Origin of the sequence: aff. Roholtiella sp. LEGE 12411 (assembly GCF_015206995.1) — a bacterium.
In the GTDB taxonomy this organism is placed as follows: domain Bacteria; phylum Cyanobacteriota; class Cyanobacteriia; order Cyanobacteriales; family Nostocaceae; genus Komarekiella.
Genome location: NZ_JADEXR010000002.1, coordinates 1 through 20,112, shown reverse-complemented (window position 1 = coordinate 20,112; position 20,112 = coordinate 1). Strand labels below are relative to the sequence as shown.

Genomic DNA, 20,112 nt, shown 5'->3' with positions numbered 1-20,112 from the left:
AGTCTATCTGGAGGGTTAGAAGGGGAGAGTAAAGGAGGGTGAGAGTGGGGACAAGAGTTAAAAATTTAAAATTACTCCCCCACTCCGTGCTCAATATTACTCCTGTCGCCAAATTTTGATGGTGTCGTCATCACTTCCACTAGCTAAGGTCTTTCCATCAGGACTGAAAGCAATAGATCTAACGTAGTTAGAATGACCTGTAAGTGTGCTAATTAGTCTTCCTGTGTCTACGTGCCATAGTTTAATCGTATTATCCCAACTTCCACTAGCCAGCAGCTGCCCATTCTGGCTGAAGGCAACTGACCAAACTGAATTAGAATGACCTGTAAGAGTTTGGATTTCTCTGCCTGTGTGTACGTGCCAAAGTTTGATAGTGCAGTCAGCACTGCCACTAGCGAGAAGTTGACCATCAAAGCTGAAAGCAACGCAATTGACGAAGAAGGAATGACCTGTGAGAGTTTGGATTTCTTTGTCTTTGTGTACGTGCCAAAGTTTGATCGTGTAGTCAGCACTACTACTAGCCAGAAGTTGTTCATCCTGGCTGTTCGCCACAGCCATTCTTGGAGAGTAGGCGACTGACCAAACTGAGTCGTAATGACTTGTGAGAGTTTGAATTTCTCTACCTGTGTGTACGTGCCAAAGTTTGATAGTGTTGTCACTACTGCCACTAGCCAGAAGCCGACCATCTGGACTAAAGGCGACAGAATTCACCCAGTTGGCGTGACCAGTGAGAGTTTGAATTTCTCTGCCTGTATGTAAGTGCCACAGCTTGATAGTATTATCCCAACTGCCGCTAGCAAGAAGCTGCTCACGAGGGCTGAAGGCGACGGAATGAACCATGCTGGTATGACCGGAAGACCAACGACCTAGGTGACGCAATAGCTTGGCAGTTCCCAGTTGCCAAAGTTTGATAGTGTTGTCACTACTGCCACTAGCAAGAAGTTGCCCATCTGGACTTATGGCGATCGCATTGACCATGCTGGAATGGCCTTTGAGGGTGTGTATGCATTGCCAGTTTGATTGCTTGACTACAATAGGTGCGTAGTATTTGAATTCAGGCGCGATCGTTACTGTAGGTGTTATTGATGCTATATCATTCCCAATATCATAATTTAATAAATTTAACCACTCCTGTACAGATTGAGGGCGATACGTTGACTCCAAATCCATGCCGCGCATAATAGCCTGATTCACTCTGTTGCTGATTTTAGGATTAAAATATTGTGGCGGTTCTAGGCGAATGTTTTGACGTCTGTCATCTGCATTGGTGGGTACAACTGCGGTTAGCAAATTATACAAAGTAGCAGCTAGGGCATAGATATCGATGTATTCTCCTCGTGGCGCTTCCAATTCATACTGTTCAGGTGGGGCAAAACCAGGAGTGCGATATGCTGTATGCCTTTGAATAACATTGGGAATAAATTCTCTGGCGATGCCAAAGTCTATCAGTACTGCTTCTACTTTATCTATGCGGATCATGATGTTGCGCGGCTTGAGATCCCTATGCAGTAAGCCTTTAGAGTGAACTAGCGTCAAAGCATCGCCAATCTGCCGAATGTACAGCAGCGCTTCTGCTTCTGATAGCACTCCCATCCGCCTCAGACGCTGACCTAAGTCTTCGCCTTCAATATACTCCATCACCATGCAAGGCAAATTTCCCTCGTCGAAGATGGTTTCTATTTGCACTACATGGGGATGATGACACACAGCAAGCCTAACTGCTTCATCGCGGAAGTCTTGCCGTAATTTGTTTCGGTGGAGTATCCAAGCGGGGTGATTGAGGATTTCTTCTTTGAGAGTTTTAATCACTCGCAGTTCGTCCCGTTGATTTTTGGCAAGATAAGTAATGCCAATTCCGCCTTCGCCTAGTTGTCTGTTGATAATGTAGCGCCCTCCAAATAAAGGCTTTCCTGGATTCCACACCATTAGTAGTACTTGCCAAATGCTGATATTTATGTTGGCACTGGATTAGAACATCCAACACAAGTTTTTGATAACTCAAATGGAATTGCGATAGATTTATAGAAACTAGTTACTTTAAGAAAGTTTTCATTAATTCTAATATTTAACAATTGTTTGCAAATAAGTGACTGTACATAAATAAACAATACTGTATTAAGACACATTAAGGTAGCAGAAGTTACCGAAGGGTCATAAGTGAAAGGTTAAGGTGATGAACATTTTGTCAATAAGCAATAGTACTTAAAATTATGCTGAAAATGGGGCTAATCAACAGAATTTTTGGGCGTGCGATCGCCTCATATTTAAAAGCATCATTCGTTTTTGCATTCAAAACAAACATTGAGTTTTATTTAATACTCAATATTCCAGCAAATTTTCAGCAAAGTTACTAATTGACAAAAAGTATTTTGTCTTAAACTCTCACAAATGCCGAAGGGTAAACGTTGTCGAAAAGTTTAGTTAAAATAGAAGCGATCGCTTAACCTAACATCCCCTTTTAGCAACTCGCTCTCCTATTTGTACAAACATCAAGAAAAACAATTTAGTAAGTAAAAATATCTTGGTATCATCAAGAATATCAAGATTATATTTTAGATATAATTTAATAGTTTTAACTCAACTATAGTAATCCGATTTGATTCGTGAACCGACTCGTAGAGAAAGGGAATGGGGAATAGGAAAAAGTGAGATGGAGGTGTACGCAGTTTTTTCAAAAATCAAATAGGAATCCTATATACCTTTTCACTAAAAACCTTAGTTGTTTACTCTAATCTGAGTAAACAATGACTTGAACTCCGTTTAGTAGTAGAGATTCTAATTGCAAGTAATTTGGAATTATGTTAAAAAATCTAAATTTGAGACAAAAATTTACAATTCTGCTACTTGTAATTCTGGTATTTGGTTTGAGCTTGAGTGGCTTGGCTCTTTCTTCTCTGCTCAGAGAAAATGCTAGACAAGATATTGACTCAACAGCTCTCATGCTGATGGAAACGATGAGTTCTGTTCGTAAATACACCAGTACTCAAATTAATCCTGAACTAGCTGATAAGTTGACAACTAAGTTTTTGCCGCAAAGTGTGCCTGCATACTCAGCACGGGAAGTCTTTGAAATTTTGCGAAAAACAGCGGATTACCGTGACTTTTTTTATAAAGAAGCAACACTCAATCCTACTAATCTGCGGGATAAGGCTGACAGTTTTGAGACAGAACTTGTAGAAAGTTTTATAAAGAAACCAGATCTTAAAGAAGCGAGTGGATTTCGCTCAATTCCTGGTGGAGATATCTTTTACATTGCTCGTCCATTACCAATTTCTGAAGAAAGTTGCTTGAAATGTCATAGCACGCCTGAAGCCGCACCTCAAAGTATGATTGCTCTTTATGGCACAGCTAATGGATTTGGGTGGAAGTTAAATGAAATTATAGGTGCTCAGATCATATCAGTACCAGCGAATAAAGTTATCAACAAAGCCAACTACTCTTCTTTAGTAATTATCTTGATTGTTTCAACTGTTTTTATAGCAGCTATTCTGTTAGTTAACTTTTTCTTAAATCGACAAGTTGTTAAACCTCTAAAACGCATAACTCGCGTAGCGGAGGAAGTCAGCACAGGACATATGGACGTTGAATTTGAGGAGTTTTCCAATGATGAAATTGGTAGTTTAGCTAAAGCTTTTAAACGAATGCAGTTCAGTTTAGAAATGGCAATGAAAAGAATTAAGCGCTCTCATGGAAATACGGGTAGTTAAAAAATTAAACATTATTCCTAAATAAAGTAGTGGTTTAAATCTACTATGATAATAGGCTGTTTTTGAATTCAAAAGCTGCTTGAAAGTTAGGAATTTCTTGAGCTATGAGTTCAACAAATTGGTAAGGCGAGATGTGAGGATTTTCAGCTAACATCTCTTCTACTACTAGGTTTGCCATTGGGCCGATGTGATAAGCTAACGCTTGCTGACAACGTTTGGTAAATACTGGATTGAGTAAAGGTTGTTCAATTCGGTCAATTTGCGGGCTAGCAGGCACACTAAATATTGTTTCTTCCGATTGGCTGTAAGACTGCGAGGTGGTCGCCATAGTTTGAGATTCAGACATAAATACAGTAGGAGATAAGTGAACAACTGTTATAGGTGTTTCTACTTGTGGTTCTCCAAGCTGCTCTAGATCAATGATAACTTCTCTGGCTGTTTGGTATCGTTTGTTAGGCGTGTCTGCCAACATGCAATCAAGCACTTGGGCAAATGCGTCGCTAACATAGGTATAGCAACGCCATTTCCATTCTAAGGAGTACTGATCCATTAGCAGAGATGGATCTCGTCCTGTGAGTAATACAATAGTTGTTACCCCCAAAGCATAAAGATCACTACAGGGAGAACACAAACCTAAGCTAATCTGCTCACGGGGAGCGTATCCCACTTTGCCTACAAGAGACATTTTGCCAACAAAGGTTACTTGGTTAGAATTTCTCCCCTCGTTCAGGTCAGCAATTTGCTTACCTACACCAAAATCAATCAGTACTGGCATATCTTTGCCATCAGGCAACATAATATTGTCAGGAGAAATATCTCGATGGATGATGTTGTGGTGGTGAACATATTCCAACACAGGCAACAAATTCTTTAACCATTGTATGACTTCCTCCTCCGAAAAAGTTCTTCCCTGGCTTTGAAGTTCTCCCAATAGTCTGGAATATGTTTTACCGTCAACATACTCTTGTACTAGGAATAGGCGACCATCTCCTTCAAAGCAAGCCAAGAATCTGGGAATTTGAGAATGTTGCAGTTGATGAAGAATTTTTGCCTCTCTTTTGAATAAGTTGCGAGATTTTTCCAGTCCATTTTCCCCTGTACCAATGGGAGCGAATTCCTTGAGAACACAAGCTTCATTAAAGCGACGAGTATCAAATGCCAAGTACGTTCGTCCCAACCCCCCCTGTCCCAAAAGTTTTTGGATGATATAGCGGTTATCAATTAGAGTTCCGGGAGCTATTTCTGGTCTTGTTAAAGCGGACTGTGACATCTCATCGCACTCCTTGCGATTTTGTTGGTAGATTATTTGGTTTGCTGAAAGATAGAAACTCTAGCCGATAAAAGCTTGTATCGTCCCTAAAATCGAGGTTAGCACCATCTTCAAGACGAGAGAATGCACTTTTCTACAATCTGTTGATGGTGTTATGTAACCAAATAGATAATTTTTGGTCCTGAGTAGTTTTTTTATACTGCTCGTATTTAGATATTTTAGCAGCCGGAACGCAGCCAGTGTCTGCGGTAATGTCTGCGGGTGCTTCAGTCATCACTTTTCGTAATCTACTGATATCCTTGTGTTGTAACCTGATTAGGACTAAGCTTTGTAACAAAAAAAACGAAGTGACAAGTGATTTCCCTAAAAAACTGAAGTCGCTATAGACTTCTAAAGGTAAATATATATGTATTTCAAGTGTTAAATGTGCGATCGCTCTCAAAAATTAATCTTTATGAGAACTAATATGATTATGAGATAACTGCTTCGGCATCGGCTATTAAAGTTTTCAGTACAGATGATTCCTCAAAAGCAAAAAAGACTCCTGAAGCTACAATAATCCATCTAGGTTATCAGGATTCACGCCTACCTGACGCAAACGTTCTGCTAATTGTTCCGCTTTTCGTTTGGCTTGAGCAGCTTCTTGTTTCGCTTCTGTAGCTTCTTGTTCTGCAATCATAGCTCGTTCAGTTGCAGCAGCAGCTTCTTCTGTGGGTACGGGAATTAATTCTCCCGTCAAGGTGAACCATCTTAACCACAAGCTTTCAATATCTCGAAATGAACCTTGCCATAAACCTAAACTTAAATCTATCTCTGGCATTAGTAAGTATCCATTAGTCAAGTTCATTGCTTCATAGTGACCGCCGACTAACTGAAAAGCTCGAAGATCATTAGTGTAGCGACTAAAAACAATATAGTAGGGAATCCGCAAAATTCGTTCATAAACTTCCGATTTGCTAGGAGGTTTATCTGCTGCACTTTCTCTTCTTGTGCCTAAATCTTCGTCTTCTGTACCTGGAGATAATAACTCAACAACCACAAAAGGATTAGCTGGTTCTTGCCAAGTTACATAACTTAAACGTAAGTCTTGCCCTTTGTATAATTTTCCTACGCCTACCACACCAAACCAATCTGGACGTTTGTACCACAAAGGATGCTGTAAATCATAGTAGAGATTAAGGTCAGCCGCACTGTAAACTAATTCTGGATTCCAGTTAATTGGCTGAAAAGTTAAGTATAAAAGTAAGGGTTGTAAAAAGTGAAAATCGTCTGGCAAACCTGGTTCCTCTGGGTTGTCAGTTGGTAAATCATACATTGTTGGTAGAGTTTCCCAAGGAGGAAGCGGCGGATCAGATTGAGGAATATAGTGGGGAGAAGAAGTCATAGCTGATGGTATTGTATTCCTTAAATTGTGTTTTTCATCGGAATATCTCTTTTTATAAGTAAGTAGCGAATAATGACCCTCATCTTGCCTAGCAACTGGTATTCACCTCTACTCAATCATTTGTGAAAAATAAGATCCTCGGCTTGTTTGACAAGTCGGAGATTAGTGGCTTTCAATTTTTCCTAAAACATTTCGTCACACTTCTGGCTCAATCCCCGCCGCCCGCAATTGTGCTGCTAGTCGTTCAGCACGCTGGCGTTCTTGTTCGGCACGTTGGCGTTCCTGTTCGGCTAACTCTGTACCCCAAAGTAGAAGATTTCCTTGTTCATCCCACCACCGTAACCACTTTCCTGTGCGGTTTTCACGAGTACCTTGCCATACGCCAAGGTAAAGATTCATTTGGGCTATCCAGTAGCGTTGATTTTCATCAGGCTCTTGCAAGATGTACTGTTCTGTGGTTTGTAAGCGATACATCTCAAAACTACCGCTGTCTGGCTCAAAGATGATGTAGTTTGGCACTTTTAAGATGCGTTCGTAGAAAAACCATTTTCCTGGGGGATATGTCGCTTTGACAGAATACTCTGTCTCCTGTGTATCGGAAATAAATTCCATCACAATTACGGGAATGTCACCCTGTAGCTGAGGGGTGTAACTGCGTGTTACTTCTTCTCTATTAACGTTAATTTTGGGAATAAAAGCCCAATCAGGGGCTTTAATGACCATTCTGTTGTTTAGGGTGGCACAAATGCCGTAATTGCTTGTTGTCAGTGCGTTAGCTAAGATTTTTCCGGCTAATTGTAGGCTTTCTGTGAGCGCTGCGGCTAAGGCTGGTTGGTTGATGTTGTCCACTGGATCATCTGGCAGCTTGTAATCATCGGGTAGTTTTTCCCAAGTGATTTGGTAGTCTTGGGTAACTGTCATGGTGGATTTTCCTTTAGTGTGATATTTTACTGTATTGCTTCCCCTAATCACTGAAAAAGGAAGCGATGGTCACTCTTCATCGGGTTCTAAATCGTCCTCTGTCAATTCTTGATGGGGAATGGCGGCGATAATTGCATCTATTACCTTGGATACTGGTAAAATCTCGATATTAAGGTCGGGAAATTTTGTCCCTTTTGGCACGATCGCTCTTTTAAACCCTAATTTAGCTGCTTCTTTCAATCGCAGTTCCATTTGTGACACTGAGCGCACTTGTCCACCTAAGCCGACTTCCCCAATCAATACTGTACCTGGATCAACAATGCGATCGCGGAAACTAGCAACAATGGCGATCGCTATTCCTAAATCTACCGCTGGTTCTACTACACTCAATCCACCAGCAGAAGCAACGTAGGAATCCAATTTCGACATGGGAATCCCCACCCGTTTTTCTAATACCGCCAAAATTTGCACTAGACGGTTGTAGTCTACGCCAGTACCAGCACGACGGGGAGAAGGGTAGCTGGTAGGACTTACAAGGGCCTGTAATTCGACAACAATAGGACGAGTTCCTTCGCAAGCAACGACAATCGCAGTACCAGGCGCAGGATCGTCGCGGTTGCCTAAAAATAACTCTGAAGGGTTGGCAACTTCCCGCAGTCCCTGAGCTACCATTTCAAAGATGCCTATTTCGTGAGTTGCTCCAAAGCGGTTTTTCACTGTCCGTAATAACCGATGAGAAGCAAAGCGATCGCCTTCAAAATACAACACAGTATCAACTAAGTGTTCTAAGACTTTGGGCCCGGCGATCGCTCCTTCTTTGGTGACGTGCCCTACAATCAACATTGTAATGTCTTCGTGCTTTGCCACTTTCATCAAAGCCGCAGTACATTCCCTTACCTGCGCTACCGATCCAGGCGCAGAAGTCAAAGCCGGAAAGAAAATCGTTTGAATACTATCAATCACCGCCACATTCGGTCTAAGAGAATCTATCTCCCGCAGAATCTCTTCTAAATCTGTTTCTGGCAATACATATAAATCTGCGCCTATACTTTCAGGTGTTTCTAATTTAACAGTATCTTCTAATACTTTACTATTTCCATTAACAACCACATCTAGGAGTTTTGATACTCCCAGCCGAGAAGCTCTTAATTTAATCTGTTGTCCTGATTCTTCTCCAGAAATGTAGAGAATACGGTATTTTTGTGCCAGTTGATTCGATACTTGCAGTAGTAAAGTAGATTTACCAATTCCAGGATCGCCGCCAATCAGCACCATCGAACCGGGAACAATCCCACCACCAAGTACTCGATCCAGTTCTCCATAACCGGACTCCCAACGTGTTACTTGGCGATCGCTAATTTGCTCGAATGTCAGAGAAGCTCGCTGTTTAGGCGTTTTAGCAGCGGATTTGCCATTGTTTTGCGTAGCGTGCCAACTACTCACTCCTCCCCGACTTGGTATATCTACGGAGGACTGGATAGCAATCTGTTCTTCTAGAGAATTGTAAGTCCCGCAAGCTGGACACTTGCCAAACCACTGAGGCGATTCTGCTCCACAATCATTACAAACGTAAAAGGTTTTTGGCTTTGCCATTCTTAAATCTTATTCAATAATCTTAATTATTATTTAATTCTTGGAGAGAACTAAAATCTAATATTAGTAGTAATTAGAGCTTTTTCCAAATCAATTGATGGAATGATATCTTAATATTATGGTATTAAAAATTAATCATGTAAAATTTTAGTGAAGGAGCGTTGATAAACTTGGAAAGTCATAAAGAAAAAATCCTGGTGGTAGACGACGAAGCCAGCATTCGCCGGATTTTGGAGACGCGCCTTTCCATGATTGGCTACGATGTAGTAACAGCTGGCGACGGAGAAGAGGCTTTGGAAACTTTTCGTAAAGCCGATCCTGACCTAGTAGTTTTGGATGTGATGATGCCAAAACTAGATGGCTACGGTGTGTGTCAAGAATTACGAAAGGAATCTGATGTCCCCATTATTATGCTAACAGCCTTGGGGGATGTAGCTGACCGGATCACGGGGCTAGAATTGGGCGCTGACGATTATGTAGTTAAACCATTTTCTCCCAAGGAGCTAGAAGCTCGAATCCGCTCTGTGCTGAGGCGGGTAGACAAAACTAATGCTTCTGGTATTCCCAGTTCAGGGGTAATCCATGTTGGCAATATCAAAATCGATACGAATAAACGGCAAGTCTATAAAGGCGATGAGCGCATTCGGCTGACTGGTATGGAGTTCAGCTTATTAGAGTTGTTAGTAAGCCGCTCTGGAGAAGCTTTTTCTCGTTCAGAAATTTTGCAGGAAGTGTGGGGTTACACGCCAGAACGCCATGTGGATACCCGTGTAGTAGATGTGCATATTTCCCGTTTACGGGCAAAGTTAGAAGATGACCCCAGCAACCCAGAATTGATTCTGACAGCACGAGGTACTGGTTATCTTTTTCAGCGGATTATTGAACCAGGGGAGGAATGAAAAGATGGGGAGATGGGGAGCAGGGGAGCAAGTGAAGCGCAGAAGATGAGGGAGATAAAGAAATAAATCTTGACCGTTGACTTTTGACCCTTGACCCTTGACCTTGAACTAATGATTAAACCTGATCCTAATAGAGTTTTGCGGCGTCTGCCCATTGTCGTCGGTGGGTTGGGTGCTGTACTTCTGTTGATTAACCGTTTGTTGACACCCGAACTTACCGAATCCCAAGCGCGTGGAGATGTGGTTGGTGTGATTTTGAGTGCGGTGCTAATTTTAACGGGTTTAATTTGGCAACAAGTACAGCCGCGATCGCCTGATGCTGTAGACCTAATTGGGGAAGAAGGTTTTGTACTAGCCACAGATTTACCAGAAGCCGTGAAAACAGAACTAGCCTGGGCCTCTCATTTATTATTGACTAATACAGTTACGCGATCGCTGGTAGTCTTTTATCAAGGTAAAGTTTTGTTACGTCGCGGTATTCTGGGTACTAAATCTGAAGTAACGCCAGGAGCAATATTAAAACGGGTATTGGAAACACAAAAACCGATTTATTTAGTTGCGTTGTATGTGTATCCAGGCAGGATTGAATTTGATTATTTGCCAGAGAATACTCAAGGTGTAATTTGTCAACCACTTGGCGATCAAGGTGTCCTAATTTTGGCAGCTAATGCTCCTCGTAGTTATAGTAAACAAGATGAAAACTGGATTAGAGGAATTGCTGATAAATTAGCTGTTACTCTTAGCAGGGTAAGCTCATCTAATCCCTGACAAATATAGCGATCGCACTAATAACTAGCAAAACCCCAAACCAAAATCTTACCCTGGAGTTAGACGGCTACTGATTCTATGATTTATCAGTGAGTATTATCAAAGTCAACACCGAGCGATCGCAACCTTGTCGATACCTATAGGTAGAATAACTGTCATCGTTATAAATTCAGTGCTACCAACCCATTCTAGAGCAAGTCTGGCACTGCTTGACTTTTGGGTATTTCCAATCTTTTTAGAAGATAACTAGATAACTCACAAAATCCTTCACCTTCAGCAGATGTAGTTACATAAGCAGGCTGATACTGCAACTGATTCATATATTCCAGCACATTCGCTACGCCCACAGAAACCGGAAAATAACTCTGATTAAATAAACTTTCATCATTGGGGCTATCGCCAACGGTAACAACTTGCTCTGATGAGTACTTGGGTAAGTATTCGCACAATACCTGTAACAAGCCCACAGCCTTATCTTGCCCTTGGGGTTTAATGTGGCACTGCACATTGCTGTAGGTGAATCCCCAACCCATCTGCTGACAGAGATTGTCGAGGGTTTGTAGTTCACTTGGATTCAAAGCAGCTACATCAAATGTCCAGTCGGTGATGCGAAAGCGATTGTCAGCAGATTCCTGGATTTGGGAAAATTTCTTTTGTAATTGTCTAAAAGCTGTAGCTAAGTGCTGGCGATGGTTAACTAAATCGGGAATAGGTGTTAAGGTTACTGGTTTCTGGTTCCCAGATGGAAAGAATAAACCACCGTTTTCTGCTATGGCTCCGGCGATGGGCATCAAGCTACTTAGTCCACTTACCCAACCGGCTGAACGTCCTGTGACAATTAGTACCTTGATATCAGATGCGGCCAAATCCTCCAGCGCTTGCAATAGTGCAGCAGTAAATTTTCCTCGTCTAGTGAGAGTGCCATCCATATCTGTAGCAACAAGACGAATATTGCTCAAGCAACTGAATGAAATCTCAGATAGTGGCTTTGGGTCTTTTGAACCTCCAGCAGTGACATTCAAGTGTCTGGACATATACGGTTTAAAAAAGCTGTAAAAAACATTAATGATACAGCAAGATGGCATTCAAGATTTGGGCATCCTAAAAATCAGGAGTCAAGTTTTTCAGTTTGTTAACCATGCTCACTTCGATGTTTCTTGCCCAATCCCCAGGGTTAAAAACTAAAAAGGCATCTCAGGAAGTGCCAGCAAGCGATCCCCAAACACCACCTTTTTTGGTGATAACCTCTGGAGGACTGGCTTTAACGGTAATTGCTTTGATTGTGTATGGCAAGCTTCAGATGAATCAGCTGGAGAAAAAAATCAGGTTTGAAAAATTCCGCGTGCGAGAACTAGATAAAAAGTTTAAGCTGGCGCTGGAAACAATTCGCAAAATGGAAACTAATCCAGATTTAGTCAACTCACGGGACTTTAACTTAGATTATTTGCGAATGCGGATGTCAGAGGAGGTATTTCATTTTGCGATCCTGAATCAAGTTAAGATAAAAGTCAAAGATAAAATTTCTCAAGCTCTGCGTCCAAATCAAGCTCAACAAGGAACACTAGGAATTGCCAATAGCGCCGGACGACAAGTGGATGAAACTTTTGATGTAGAGTATGAAACTGGTAGTCCAGAGATCTCTGCTAAGCGAGTACTGTTTCGCATTCAAATCCGGTTAATGAAGTTGCCGACGCAAGCAACTTCTGCGACTATTAGCCAAATTATTGACTGTATTGAAACTTATCTTAGTCCAATAGAAAACGAAGATACCTGGCAACCAACAATTCAAGGACGGATTGCTACCATGCATTGGGATCAAAAAGCTAAGCCTACGCCTCTGCTGGTGCTAGAACAATCGAATGAAGGCGTGAATGTGACTTTTCGCACAAGCCGCCAACCAAATGCCCCAACTCAACCTCAGCAGTCTGGAATGAAAAAATCAGGCTCGGCTAGACAATAATTGTGGCTTCAGGGTGCAGATATATAGTTACGAGTTATACGTTATTTCGGTAGGTTCGCTGATTTCTGGCTTTAGAAGCCTAACTAATAATTGCACTTTGGGAATTACGGGCTAAAAGACCATCTTCCATTTCTACGATGCGATCGGCTATATCCAAAATGCGGTTGTCGTGCGTCACTAACAAAATAGTAGTTCCTTGCTCTTTGGCAAGGCTCTGCATTATTTCTACAACATCGCGTCCTGATTGTTTGTCCAAAGCGGCTGTTGGTTCATCTGCTAGCACCAGTGGGGGACGATTCACCAAGGCGCGGGCGATCGCTATTCTTTGTTTTTGTCCACCAGAAAGATTGTCTGGGTAGTAATTAATTCGTTCTTTTAAACCAACAGCCCCTAGCATACCTTCTGACTTAGCTACTGCATCAGTTTGAGCAATATTTTCGTTCAACTCCACCGCCATTTGTACATTTTGTCTAGCAGTTAAGAACCCCAGTAAATTATGAGCTTGGAAAATATAACCTATTTTGCGTCGCATCTGCACCAACTTATTCTGACTGACACCAAATAGTTCTTCACCTAAAAATTTCAAACTTCCTTCTTGTACTGACCGCAAACCACCAATCAAGCTCAGTAATGTTGTTTTACCTGACCCTGATGGCCCAGTCATAATTACAATCTCTCCAGCATAAATATCTAGGTTAATGTCAAATAAAATTTGTCTTTTTAGTGCGCCTTTGCCATAGTAGTGATTCAGATTTTTAATGGTAATTACTGGTTCTTTTCTATTCATAAATTTGGTAGCTAAAAGTTAGCTTTATTGAGATGGTTTAGCAAGGGTGAGAATTTATAATCTCTCAACTATAAATCATGAATCACGACCTTATAATATTTGTTTATAATTAATTTTTAATTCACAATGTTCCAAATAAAAATTGTTGGTAAGCTTTAATTAAAAAATATCTGCTGGATCAGCAGAACGTAGTTTTCGTACAGCTATAGCACCAGAAATAAAGCACATTACAATAGTCATAATTAAGACCATCACCGCGCGCTCAAAACTCATAAAAACTGGTAAAAGTGTAGCTTCTCTAGCCCTTTGATAAAGAAACATTGTAAAAGTAAATCCAGGAACATATCCTAAAATGGCTAACAACAAAGCCTCTTGTAAAATCACAATTAACAAATATTTTTGTGTATAGCCTATTGCTTTGAGAGTGGCATACTCAGCTAAATGATCCGTAACTTCTGTATAAAGTATTTGATACACAATTACAGTTCCCACAATGAAACCCATGATTGTCCCTAACGTGAAAATAAACCCAATAGCCGTACCACTTGCCCAGTAATTCCGCTCAAAATCAATAAATTCTTGCTTAGTTAAAACATTGATATCTTGAGGTAAATATTTCCGTAAATTTTGAACAACAACTGTAGTATTAGCTCCTGGCTTTAATCTAATTAGTCCAATATCAACTAATCCTCGCTGACGATTGGTGAATATCCGTAGAAAGTTAACATCACTCGTAATTAAATTACCATCTGCCCCAAATGATGCGCCTAGTGTAAATAGTCCTCCTACTTTAACTTGCCTCCTTCTGACCTCTGCTGTCACAGTCTTTCCTTGCTCAAAGTTAGTTGCAATTGGGCCATACTCTACCCTAGAAGAACGGTCATATAAAACGACATCTGGTAATTTAACTTTATCTAAGTTTTCCTGAACTCCAGGTAAGTTTAACAGGTTAACTTCCGGGTTAATGCCAAAAATTAGGATATTACGAGGACGACCTGTTACAGGATTTTTCCAACTTGTATAGTCCAAATATATAGGATGTACTGATTGTACTGCTTGCAAATCTAAAGCTTTATATAACCGTCGTTGAGAAAAACTTTTCATCGCCAACAGAGCGTTAGATTGGCTGTTAATTAAAACAATATCGCCTTGCAAGCTGGTATGTAACCGAACGTTACTATAATAAAGAGCGTCACGGAAACCAAGTTGCATAAACATTAAAATATCCGCAAAGGCAATTCCTGCTAAAGCCACGGCTAGACGAGTTTTTTCTCTTGTCAGTTGTAGCCAAGACAAAGGTATTTTTTGATTCATTTTCTATGTTTATAAGCAGTTAATAGCTAATTAAAAAAATCACTTATATTAATTTCTAGATAATTAGTTTATTAATCTATTATGGTGATGGATAATTGGTAACTTTAATTAGTGATTCTGATTAACTGGATGATAAATAATAACAAGTATTGCAGATAAAATGATGTCATTACTGCTCACCCATAACTTGATTAGATATTAATTTCAACAACTACTTTAGCGTAGGTCAAACCAGAAACTAGCTGGCTATCTTCTGGAGATAGAGCGATTTTAACTTCTACAACTCTGGCATCTACATCTGCGGCTGGATCTGTATTTAGCACGTCTTTTTTGCCAATTTTTCTGCCAATTTCAGTGACAGTTCCCTTTAATTCACCGTTAAACGCGCCATTATCACTGGTAATAGTGGCATTTTGACCGACACGTACTTTACCAATACCGTCTTCAGGGACTTCAGCAATCACAAACATCTGATTAGTTTGTCCAATCTCAGCAATGCCATTTGAACTTATGGTTTCGCCTGATTTGGTGTGAATTTTTAAAATCTCTCCAGCGATTGGTGCTTGAACATAGCTCAACTTCAGTTCTGCTTCCGCTTTTCTGACATTTGCGATCGCATTGCTAACTTGAGCTTGCACCACTTGCATATTGGTAGGACTCACATCGAGGATTCTGCTTAGTTTGGCTCTTTCTTCGTCGATTTGTCTTTGCAAAGTTGCTATAGTTTTGTCGCGGTTAACTCTGGCTTCGATCAGCTGCTGTTGCAAAGTTGCTAAATTTTTTATCTGATTGGCTCTAGCTTCGGCAAGTTGTTGTCGTAGAGTTGCCAGTGTCTGCCTTAAGGTGGCTTGGCTTTCGACAACCTGCTGATTGGAAGTTATGGCACTTAGGCGTCTTCTGTCCCGTTCTTGTTGAGAAATCGCACCTTCACGGTACAACATATCATAGCGTCCAGCATCGACTTGGGCATTGCGTTGCTCGGCTCTGATCCTTGTAAGTGTCGCTCTTAAAGTATCTCTTTGCCCAGTCAGTTCAGCTTCTAGGCGATTCACCATTGCTTGTTGAGCGATTTTTTCCCCACTTAACTGGGCGGCGATCCGAGCGATCGTTGCTTGCTGAGCATCCCTTTCTCCACTTAACTCGGCTTGTAAGCGAGCGATGACTGCTCTTTGAGCTTGAATGTCTCTTGGTGAACCGGCTCTTACTTGCGCTAAATTCGCACGGGATTCTTGCAGTTTGGCCTTTGCTTCTTCCACTGCTGCTACTTGGGTATCGCGGTTATCCAAAATCGCAACCACTTGACCTTGCTTTACTCGCTCTCCTTCTCTCACAAAGAGTTGCTGAATTCGTGACGATGCTGCCAATCCGCCGCTGGGGGCAGACAGTTTAACGACTTCTCCCCGTGGCTCTAAACGCCCAACAGCACTAATACTGTTAGCAACTGGCGCTACGGGTACGGGCGTAGTTAATTTTCTTAACTGCTCGATTTTTGCTGTACCTAGTATCCCGGCGGCGATTACTATCGGCACGGCTACAGCAATGCCCCACCAAATCTTCGCTTGTTCATGATTAAGTGGCTGCTCGCTTGGCTTTGGCTTCTCAGTCACCCTTGACATGGTATGTTGCCTATTTATCTGAATTGTGGTGATGGCAGTAAAAAAAGTTTAGTCAAAAAGGGTTTTTAGTAAACAGCCAGCTGCATCAATACTTTCCCTTAATAAGCATTCTGAATCACCTTTGTGGACTGGGAAAAGGTTGAACATTAAGGTAAATTTCAGCCTTTACCCTGAACCGAAAGGTATTGCCATTAGTTAAGTCAGAAACCAACTAAAAAATGTCTGTCAACTTGAGTATTCCTAACATCACAGTTTCCTTAACTTTCTGGTCAACCTGTTAGCAGGGTTGGGCGCTTATATCTATCAAAGCAATAGACCATCTTTGGCTATTTGCTCCAAAAACCTTGCTGCTGTTTTGGGACTCCATCAAACTCTCGTTGAATGAATTCTACATTCATCAGTTACGGGAAAACGTAACAGAGCCTACAGATGGGGAGGATGAGGGAGGCAGAGATAGGAGGATGATTATTTTGGGAGGTCAAATAAAACTGTGCTCATGTAATGTTCTGCCCAAGCTGAGCCAAAGGCTTTTTCCAATACCCGGCGGGTTTTATCGTTTTGCTGCTGTTTGGTGCAGTAGTTATGTTGTCCAGCGAGATTTTGTGTTACTTGTTCAGGCGAAACTGGACTAGAGGCGATCGCCTGAGTGCAATGAATGTCTAAAAAATCATGTACGCGGGAGAGAAACATCGCTTCTTCTTCTGGGGAACCGGGGCGCACAAAGATACAAAAATCAGAAAAGATATTTCCCCATTCAGGTAATTCACGAGGTTGGGAAAAGTTAAGGGTTGATAGTGCCGTCAGCGCAGAAGTATAAGATTCTGGTAAGGCACGCTCTATATGAACAGGAGAAAGGTCTGCGATCGCTGCACTAATTTGACCCCTACCCGCAACTAAATCACAACCAAACATCGGCAGGTCGTATTCTGGACGGGGAAACATCACACAGTGCAAAATATCCAGCATATTTCCTACTTTTGCCAATTCCAAGTGCATTTTTCGGAACTGGGGTGTTTGGTAACAGCTGTTCTGAATAATTAGTTTTTCGCCCTCTAGTCTACCTTCCACATACCCTAACTCAGCAGGCAACTGGTAAGGCGACAGATCCAGGTGCTGATGCCAAGCTGCCTCAATGCAATCAGCTAGCTGACGAATTAGGGGATGTTGTTGCTCACGCAGTGAGGGAATAGAAGTAAATGACATGTTCTACTGAGAAATGTTATCTAGTTGCCAGTCTACAGCTTGCCGTACCCTACCTGCTCTGGCTTGCAATATAAGCAAACACTTAAAAGCTTTTACTTGGGTAGAGCTTTTGCACCTTCCCAACCCATTCAGTTTTGACGAAGCACTTTTATTGTGTCCGGTTTCTGAAGATGATTGGCTAGTTTGGATTCCAGATTATGAGGAAGCACTACTACATACTAGGCAATTTCGTTACGAGTCATTAGTCATTAACTTTGGACAAATGACAAATAATTATCCCCAGAAATCTGTGACATCGTATCCCAGTTCTTCTAGCATGTACCGCAGCAGGGGCAAACTGAGTCCAATCACGTTGCTGTGACAGCCTGCGATTTTTTCCACAAATAGACTACCAAAACCTTCGAGAGCGAAGGCTCCAGCACACTTGAGGGGTTCACCTGTGGCCACATAGGCAGCAATTGTGCGATCGCTCATTTGACCAAAATAAACCCTTGTTACTTGAGACTTAACTATGGTGCGGTTTTGGGAAAGGTCAATCAAGGCATGACCTGTGTATAAGTCGCCAAAGCTACCTTGCATCACCTGCCAACGAGCGATCGCCTCTGAGGCGTTTGCTGGTTTGCCATGAATCTCACCATTGAGTGACAAAACTGAATCACAACCCATAATTAAAGCTGATTCAAACTGCGGGGCCACAGTTTCCGCTTTGCACTGAGCAAGGGTTGTGACCAATTGTGCAGGCTCATTTACTTGAATTTGCGACTCATCAAAATCACTAGGTCTGACTATCGGTTCAATGCCAACAGTTTGCAGCAAACGGCGTCGTGCTGGAGAAGCAGAAGCGAGTATAAAGGGTGGAATTCCCATAAACAAGCAGGGCGAGATGAGACAGATAAAGTAGCAGGGAAGAAAATAACTAATGACAAATGACTCTTGATCCTTGACTCCTGTAAAGACGCGTAGACGCTCAAAGAGCAGCTTCTGGTAAGAGAATAATCTCGTCTGTTGAACCTTAACTAATAAACAGAAAAAGAATTCACAACACTCTCAATCATACGTTTAACTTTCTGCCAACGCCTTTCGGGGATTGAGGCGTTTAAGGTAAAAAGTTTACCACGGCTAACAGCGACGCTGGCGATGTTATGTCGTTGTTGCTGATTAGGAAGTTTGACCTCATACTCTAAAAGGTAGTATGTTTTACCCTCAACTTCTCGCTCAAGGGCGTTGACTAACTCAGCTGAGCGACCAGAGTCAGGAGGAGCCAGAGCAGCTTTTCCCAACTTATATCCTACTTCTGTTGGTGTCCCTAGTTCTGGCAAAGTTTTGCCTTCTGGAACCGGACTAATCACCACAGATACATTTTCAGATATCTCAATCAAATCGTGAAATACTACATCTGGGCCGTTAGCAACCTTAACTTGCACCCAGCCATTAGGATATAAAAACTGATAGCCATCACTAGTGTCTACAAAGCTTTTGAGTCCAGCCGCAGCCGCAACACCAGAATTACTTAAGCTGAAGCTCAACACTAATAGCAAAATCAATGCAATTCGTTTCCACATTTCTATAGATTCCTTTGGGCTGGAAGCAACACAATGCCAGCGTCATTTATCGTTTTTATTCTCCCATCATCAGGGACGCTTCGGATGACGCACTAGATTGGCACATGGGAAGATAAGAGGAGCAGGTGAAGCATGGGAAGAATTCGTAACTTTTAACTCATGACCCTTGACCTTTGACTTTTAACTAAACAAATTATGCTGATAACTAACGAATTGCGCTGGTTCTACCCTGGCACAATCCCGCAAAGCATTAAATTTTGGTTTCAGCAAAACTGTCTTGTTGACCCATTACAACCACCAGAGTCAAGAGAAGATTTATATCTCCACTCACCAGGGTGTGATTATCTAGGGATAAAACTGCGGCAAGGAAGGCTGGAGGTTAAATGGCGTCAAGCCGAATTAAACTTAGTGCGCTTTGGGGAATTAGTAGAGGGTAGGGCAGAAAAATGGGGTAAGTGGCTGTGTTGCGATTCCACAGGAGAGAGTTTCCAGCCTGCAACGGTTTTAGACAAAGCTTCGTGGGTGAGTGTGCAGAAAGTTCGCTATTCACAACTTTATCAAGTCTTGCCTGACTTTTCAGTACAACCAGTTGTAAGTAATGATAATATGGATAACTCTTGTACTGTGGAAATCACCCATCTGGTGATTAGGGAAAATACCTGGTGGAGTATTGGCTTTGAAGCTTCTGGCAAGGATATGCACCTAATGAATAATCTTCAGGCTACAGCCAGTTTCATATTCAATACTTATCGGGGGTCAAGATTGGTAGCTGCTGATTCTTATGCTTATCCTCATTGGCTAGGGCTTGTTTATCGGTAATTGCTGACGATAATCAACTAACAATTATTCTGGACTCAAGTCGTTAGCGATCGCAATCTGTTTCGGCATAGTACTTGGGTAGATGCACTACGCAGATCCCACTGCTCCAGTAATTAAAGCACAGGTAAAAATTATCGCTGCTTTGGATACTAACTGGAGTTTAGACTAAAAATAAGCAAGCGGAAAATAATACTTAGAAAAGTATGGATAAAAAATTGACATATCTGGTCAGGTGAAAAGTCACTGAAAAGAAAAAGTGGTCAGCAATGTTGAACTGACCACAAATTGGTCAATGCTGATAAAAGGAAA

General features: G+C 41.6%; 17 protein-coding genes. 5 read left to right on the top strand and 12 right to left on the bottom strand.

Annotation, left to right across the window (positions count from 1 at the left end):
- Positions 1 to 96 precede the first annotated feature (96 nt).
- Positions 97 to 1,926, bottom strand: coding sequence for a serine/threonine-protein kinase (locus IQ246_RS00840; RefSeq protein WP_193999234.1), 1,830 nt, complete (start codon positions 1,924 to 1,926; stop codon positions 97 to 99).
- 872 nt (positions 1,927 to 2,798) lie between these two features.
- On the opposite strand from IQ246_RS00840, the gene IQ246_RS00835 reads away from it, so the two are divergent.
- Positions 2,799 to 3,707, top strand: coding sequence for a DUF3365 domain-containing protein (locus IQ246_RS00835; protein ID WP_193999232.1), 909 nt, complete (start codon positions 2,799 to 2,801; stop codon positions 3,705 to 3,707).
- 43 nt (positions 3,708 to 3,750) lie between these two features.
- Here IQ246_RS00835 and IQ246_RS00830 read toward each other — a convergent pair whose 3' ends face one another.
- The 4 genes from IQ246_RS00830 to radA all read right to left on the bottom strand — a co-directional run bounded on the left by IQ246_RS00830 (position 3,751) and on the right by radA (position 8,875).
- Positions 3,751 to 4,977, bottom strand: a complete 1,227-nt coding sequence (locus IQ246_RS00830; protein ID WP_193999231.1) for a serine/threonine-protein kinase — start codon at positions 4,975 to 4,977, stop codon at positions 3,751 to 3,753.
- A 550-nt stretch (positions 4,978 to 5,527) separates the two neighbouring features.
- The gene (locus IQ246_RS00825; RefSeq protein ID WP_193999229.1) at positions 5,528 to 6,361 is read right to left on the bottom strand and encodes a Uma2 family endonuclease; all 834 of its coding nucleotides are present in this window, start codon (positions 6,359 to 6,361) and stop codon (positions 5,528 to 5,530) included.
- A 195-nt stretch (positions 6,362 to 6,556) separates the two neighbouring features.
- Positions 6,557 to 7,282 carry a Uma2 family endonuclease gene (locus tag IQ246_RS00820; RefSeq protein WP_193999227.1) on the bottom strand — a complete coding sequence of 242 codons (726 nt, stop codon included), beginning with the start codon at positions 7,280 to 7,282 and terminating at the stop codon, positions 6,557 to 6,559.
- A 69-nt stretch (positions 7,283 to 7,351) separates the two neighbouring features.
- Positions 7,352 to 8,875, bottom strand: a complete 1,524-nt coding sequence (gene radA, locus IQ246_RS00815; protein ID WP_193999226.1) for a DNA repair protein RadA — start codon at positions 8,873 to 8,875, stop codon at positions 7,352 to 7,354.
- Between the two features lie 170 nt (positions 8,876 to 9,045).
- Here radA and rpaB point away from each other — a divergent pair, with 170 nt between their 5' ends.
- Entirely contained in the window at positions 9,046 to 9,774 is a 729-nt protein-coding gene (gene rpaB, locus IQ246_RS00810) for a response regulator transcription factor RpaB (RefSeq protein ID WP_162399181.1), read from the top strand.
- Positions 9,775 to 9,885: 111 nt separating this feature from the next.
- Positions 9,886 to 10,542 (top strand): cofactor assembly of complex C subunit B, encoded by a 657-nt coding sequence (locus IQ246_RS00805; protein WP_193999224.1) that lies wholly within the window; start codon positions 9,886 to 9,888, stop codon positions 10,540 to 10,542.
- Between the two features lie 188 nt (positions 10,543 to 10,730).
- On the opposite strand, the gene IQ246_RS00800 is transcribed toward IQ246_RS00805, so the two are convergent.
- Complete coding sequence (locus IQ246_RS00800; RefSeq protein WP_193999222.1) at positions 10,731 to 11,576, bottom strand: HAD family hydrolase; 846 nt, start codon at positions 11,574 to 11,576, stop codon at positions 10,731 to 10,733.
- Positions 11,577 to 11,680: 104 nt separating this feature from the next.
- Between IQ246_RS00800 and IQ246_RS00795 the strand changes: the two genes are divergently transcribed.
- A complete protein-coding gene (locus IQ246_RS00795; protein ID WP_193999220.1) occupies positions 11,681 to 12,502 on the top strand; it encodes a hypothetical protein in 822 nt (273 codons plus the stop codon).
- Positions 12,503 to 12,581: 79 nt separating this feature from the next.
- Here IQ246_RS00795 and IQ246_RS00790 read toward each other — a convergent pair whose 3' ends face one another.
- The 6 genes from IQ246_RS00790 to psbP form a co-directional block, all read right to left on the bottom strand.
- A complete protein-coding gene (locus IQ246_RS00790) occupies positions 12,582 to 13,289 on the bottom strand; it encodes a DevA family ABC transporter ATP-binding protein (RefSeq protein WP_193999218.1) in 708 nt (235 codons plus the stop codon).
- A gap of 159 nt (positions 13,290 to 13,448) precedes the next feature.
- Positions 13,449 to 14,603 carry an ABC transporter permease DevC gene (gene devC, locus IQ246_RS00785; RefSeq protein ID WP_193999216.1) on the bottom strand — a complete coding sequence of 385 codons (1,155 nt, stop codon included), beginning with the start codon at positions 14,601 to 14,603 and terminating at the stop codon, positions 13,449 to 13,451.
- A gap of 191 nt (positions 14,604 to 14,794) precedes the next feature.
- Positions 14,795 to 16,219: an HlyD family efflux transporter periplasmic adaptor subunit gene (locus tag IQ246_RS00780; protein WP_193999214.1), complete on the bottom strand. Its 1,425-nt coding sequence runs from the start codon at positions 16,217 to 16,219 to the stop codon at positions 14,795 to 14,797.
- Between the two features lie 465 nt (positions 16,220 to 16,684).
- On the bottom strand, positions 16,685 to 17,422 hold the full coding sequence (locus tag IQ246_RS00775) for a phycocyanobilin:ferredoxin oxidoreductase (protein ID WP_193999212.1): 738 nt from the start codon (positions 17,420 to 17,422) through the stop codon (positions 16,685 to 16,687).
- A 273-nt stretch (positions 17,423 to 17,695) separates the two neighbouring features.
- On the bottom strand, positions 17,696 to 18,289 hold the full coding sequence (locus tag IQ246_RS00770; RefSeq protein ID WP_193999210.1) for a nucleoside triphosphate pyrophosphatase: 594 nt from the start codon (positions 18,287 to 18,289) through the stop codon (positions 17,696 to 17,698).
- Between the two features lie 149 nt (positions 18,290 to 18,438).
- Positions 18,439 to 18,984: a photosystem II reaction center PsbP gene (psbP, locus tag IQ246_RS00765; RefSeq protein WP_193999208.1), complete on the bottom strand. Its 546-nt coding sequence runs from the start codon at positions 18,982 to 18,984 to the stop codon at positions 18,439 to 18,441.
- Positions 18,985 to 19,179: 195 nt separating this feature from the next.
- On the opposite strand from psbP, the gene IQ246_RS00760 reads away from it, so the two are divergent.
- Entirely contained in the window at positions 19,180 to 19,803 is a 624-nt protein-coding gene (locus IQ246_RS00760; RefSeq protein WP_193999206.1) for a hypothetical protein, read from the top strand.
- The last annotated feature ends 309 nt before the right edge of the window (positions 19,804 to 20,112 follow it).

Excerpts from the sequence above, each read along its gene's own strand:
- IQ246_RS00840 (WP_193999234.1), bottom strand. The coding sequence starts at position 1,926 with ATGGTGTGGAATCCAGGAAAGCCTTTATTTGGAGGGCGCTACATTATC.
- IQ246_RS00835 (WP_193999232.1), top strand. The coding sequence starts at position 2,799 with ATGTTAAAAAATCTAAATTTGAGACAAAAATTTACAATTCTGCTACTT.
- IQ246_RS00830 (WP_193999231.1), bottom strand. The coding sequence starts at position 4,977 with ATGTCACAGTCCGCTTTAACAAGACCAGAAATAGCTCCCGGAACTCTA.
- IQ246_RS00825 (WP_193999229.1), bottom strand. The coding sequence starts at position 6,361 with ATGACTTCTTCTCCCCACTATATTCCTCAATCTGATCCGCCGCTTCCT.
- IQ246_RS00820 (WP_193999227.1), bottom strand. The coding sequence starts at position 7,282 with ATGACAGTTACCCAAGACTACCAAATCACTTGGGAAAAACTACCCGAT.
- radA (WP_193999226.1), bottom strand. The coding sequence starts at position 8,875 with ATGGCAAAGCCAAAAACCTTTTACGTTTGTAATGATTGTGGAGCAGAA.
- IQ246_RS00805 (WP_193999224.1), top strand. The coding sequence starts at position 9,886 with ATGATTAAACCTGATCCTAATAGAGTTTTGCGGCGTCTGCCCATTGTC.
- IQ246_RS00800 (WP_193999222.1), bottom strand. The coding sequence starts at position 11,576 with ATGTCCAGACACTTGAATGTCACTGCTGGAGGTTCAAAAGACCCAAAG.
- IQ246_RS00795 (WP_193999220.1), top strand. The coding sequence starts at position 11,681 with ATGCTCACTTCGATGTTTCTTGCCCAATCCCCAGGGTTAAAAACTAAA.
- IQ246_RS00790 (WP_193999218.1), bottom strand. The coding sequence starts at position 13,289 with ATGAATAGAAAAGAACCAGTAATTACCATTAAAAATCTGAATCACTAC.
- devC (WP_193999216.1), bottom strand. The coding sequence starts at position 14,603 with ATGAATCAAAAAATACCTTTGTCTTGGCTACAACTGACAAGAGAAAAA.
- IQ246_RS00780 (WP_193999214.1), bottom strand. The coding sequence starts at position 16,219 with ATGTCAAGGGTGACTGAGAAGCCAAAGCCAAGCGAGCAGCCACTTAAT.
- IQ246_RS00775 (WP_193999212.1), bottom strand. The coding sequence starts at position 17,422 with ATGTCATTTACTTCTATTCCCTCACTGCGTGAGCAACAACATCCCCTA.
- IQ246_RS00770 (WP_193999210.1), bottom strand. The coding sequence starts at position 18,289 with ATGGGAATTCCACCCTTTATACTCGCTTCTGCTTCTCCAGCACGACGC.
- psbP (WP_193999208.1), bottom strand. The coding sequence starts at position 18,984 with ATGTGGAAACGAATTGCATTGATTTTGCTATTAGTGTTGAGCTTCAGC.
- IQ246_RS00760 (WP_193999206.1), top strand. The coding sequence starts at position 19,180 with ATGCTGATAACTAACGAATTGCGCTGGTTCTACCCTGGCACAATCCCG.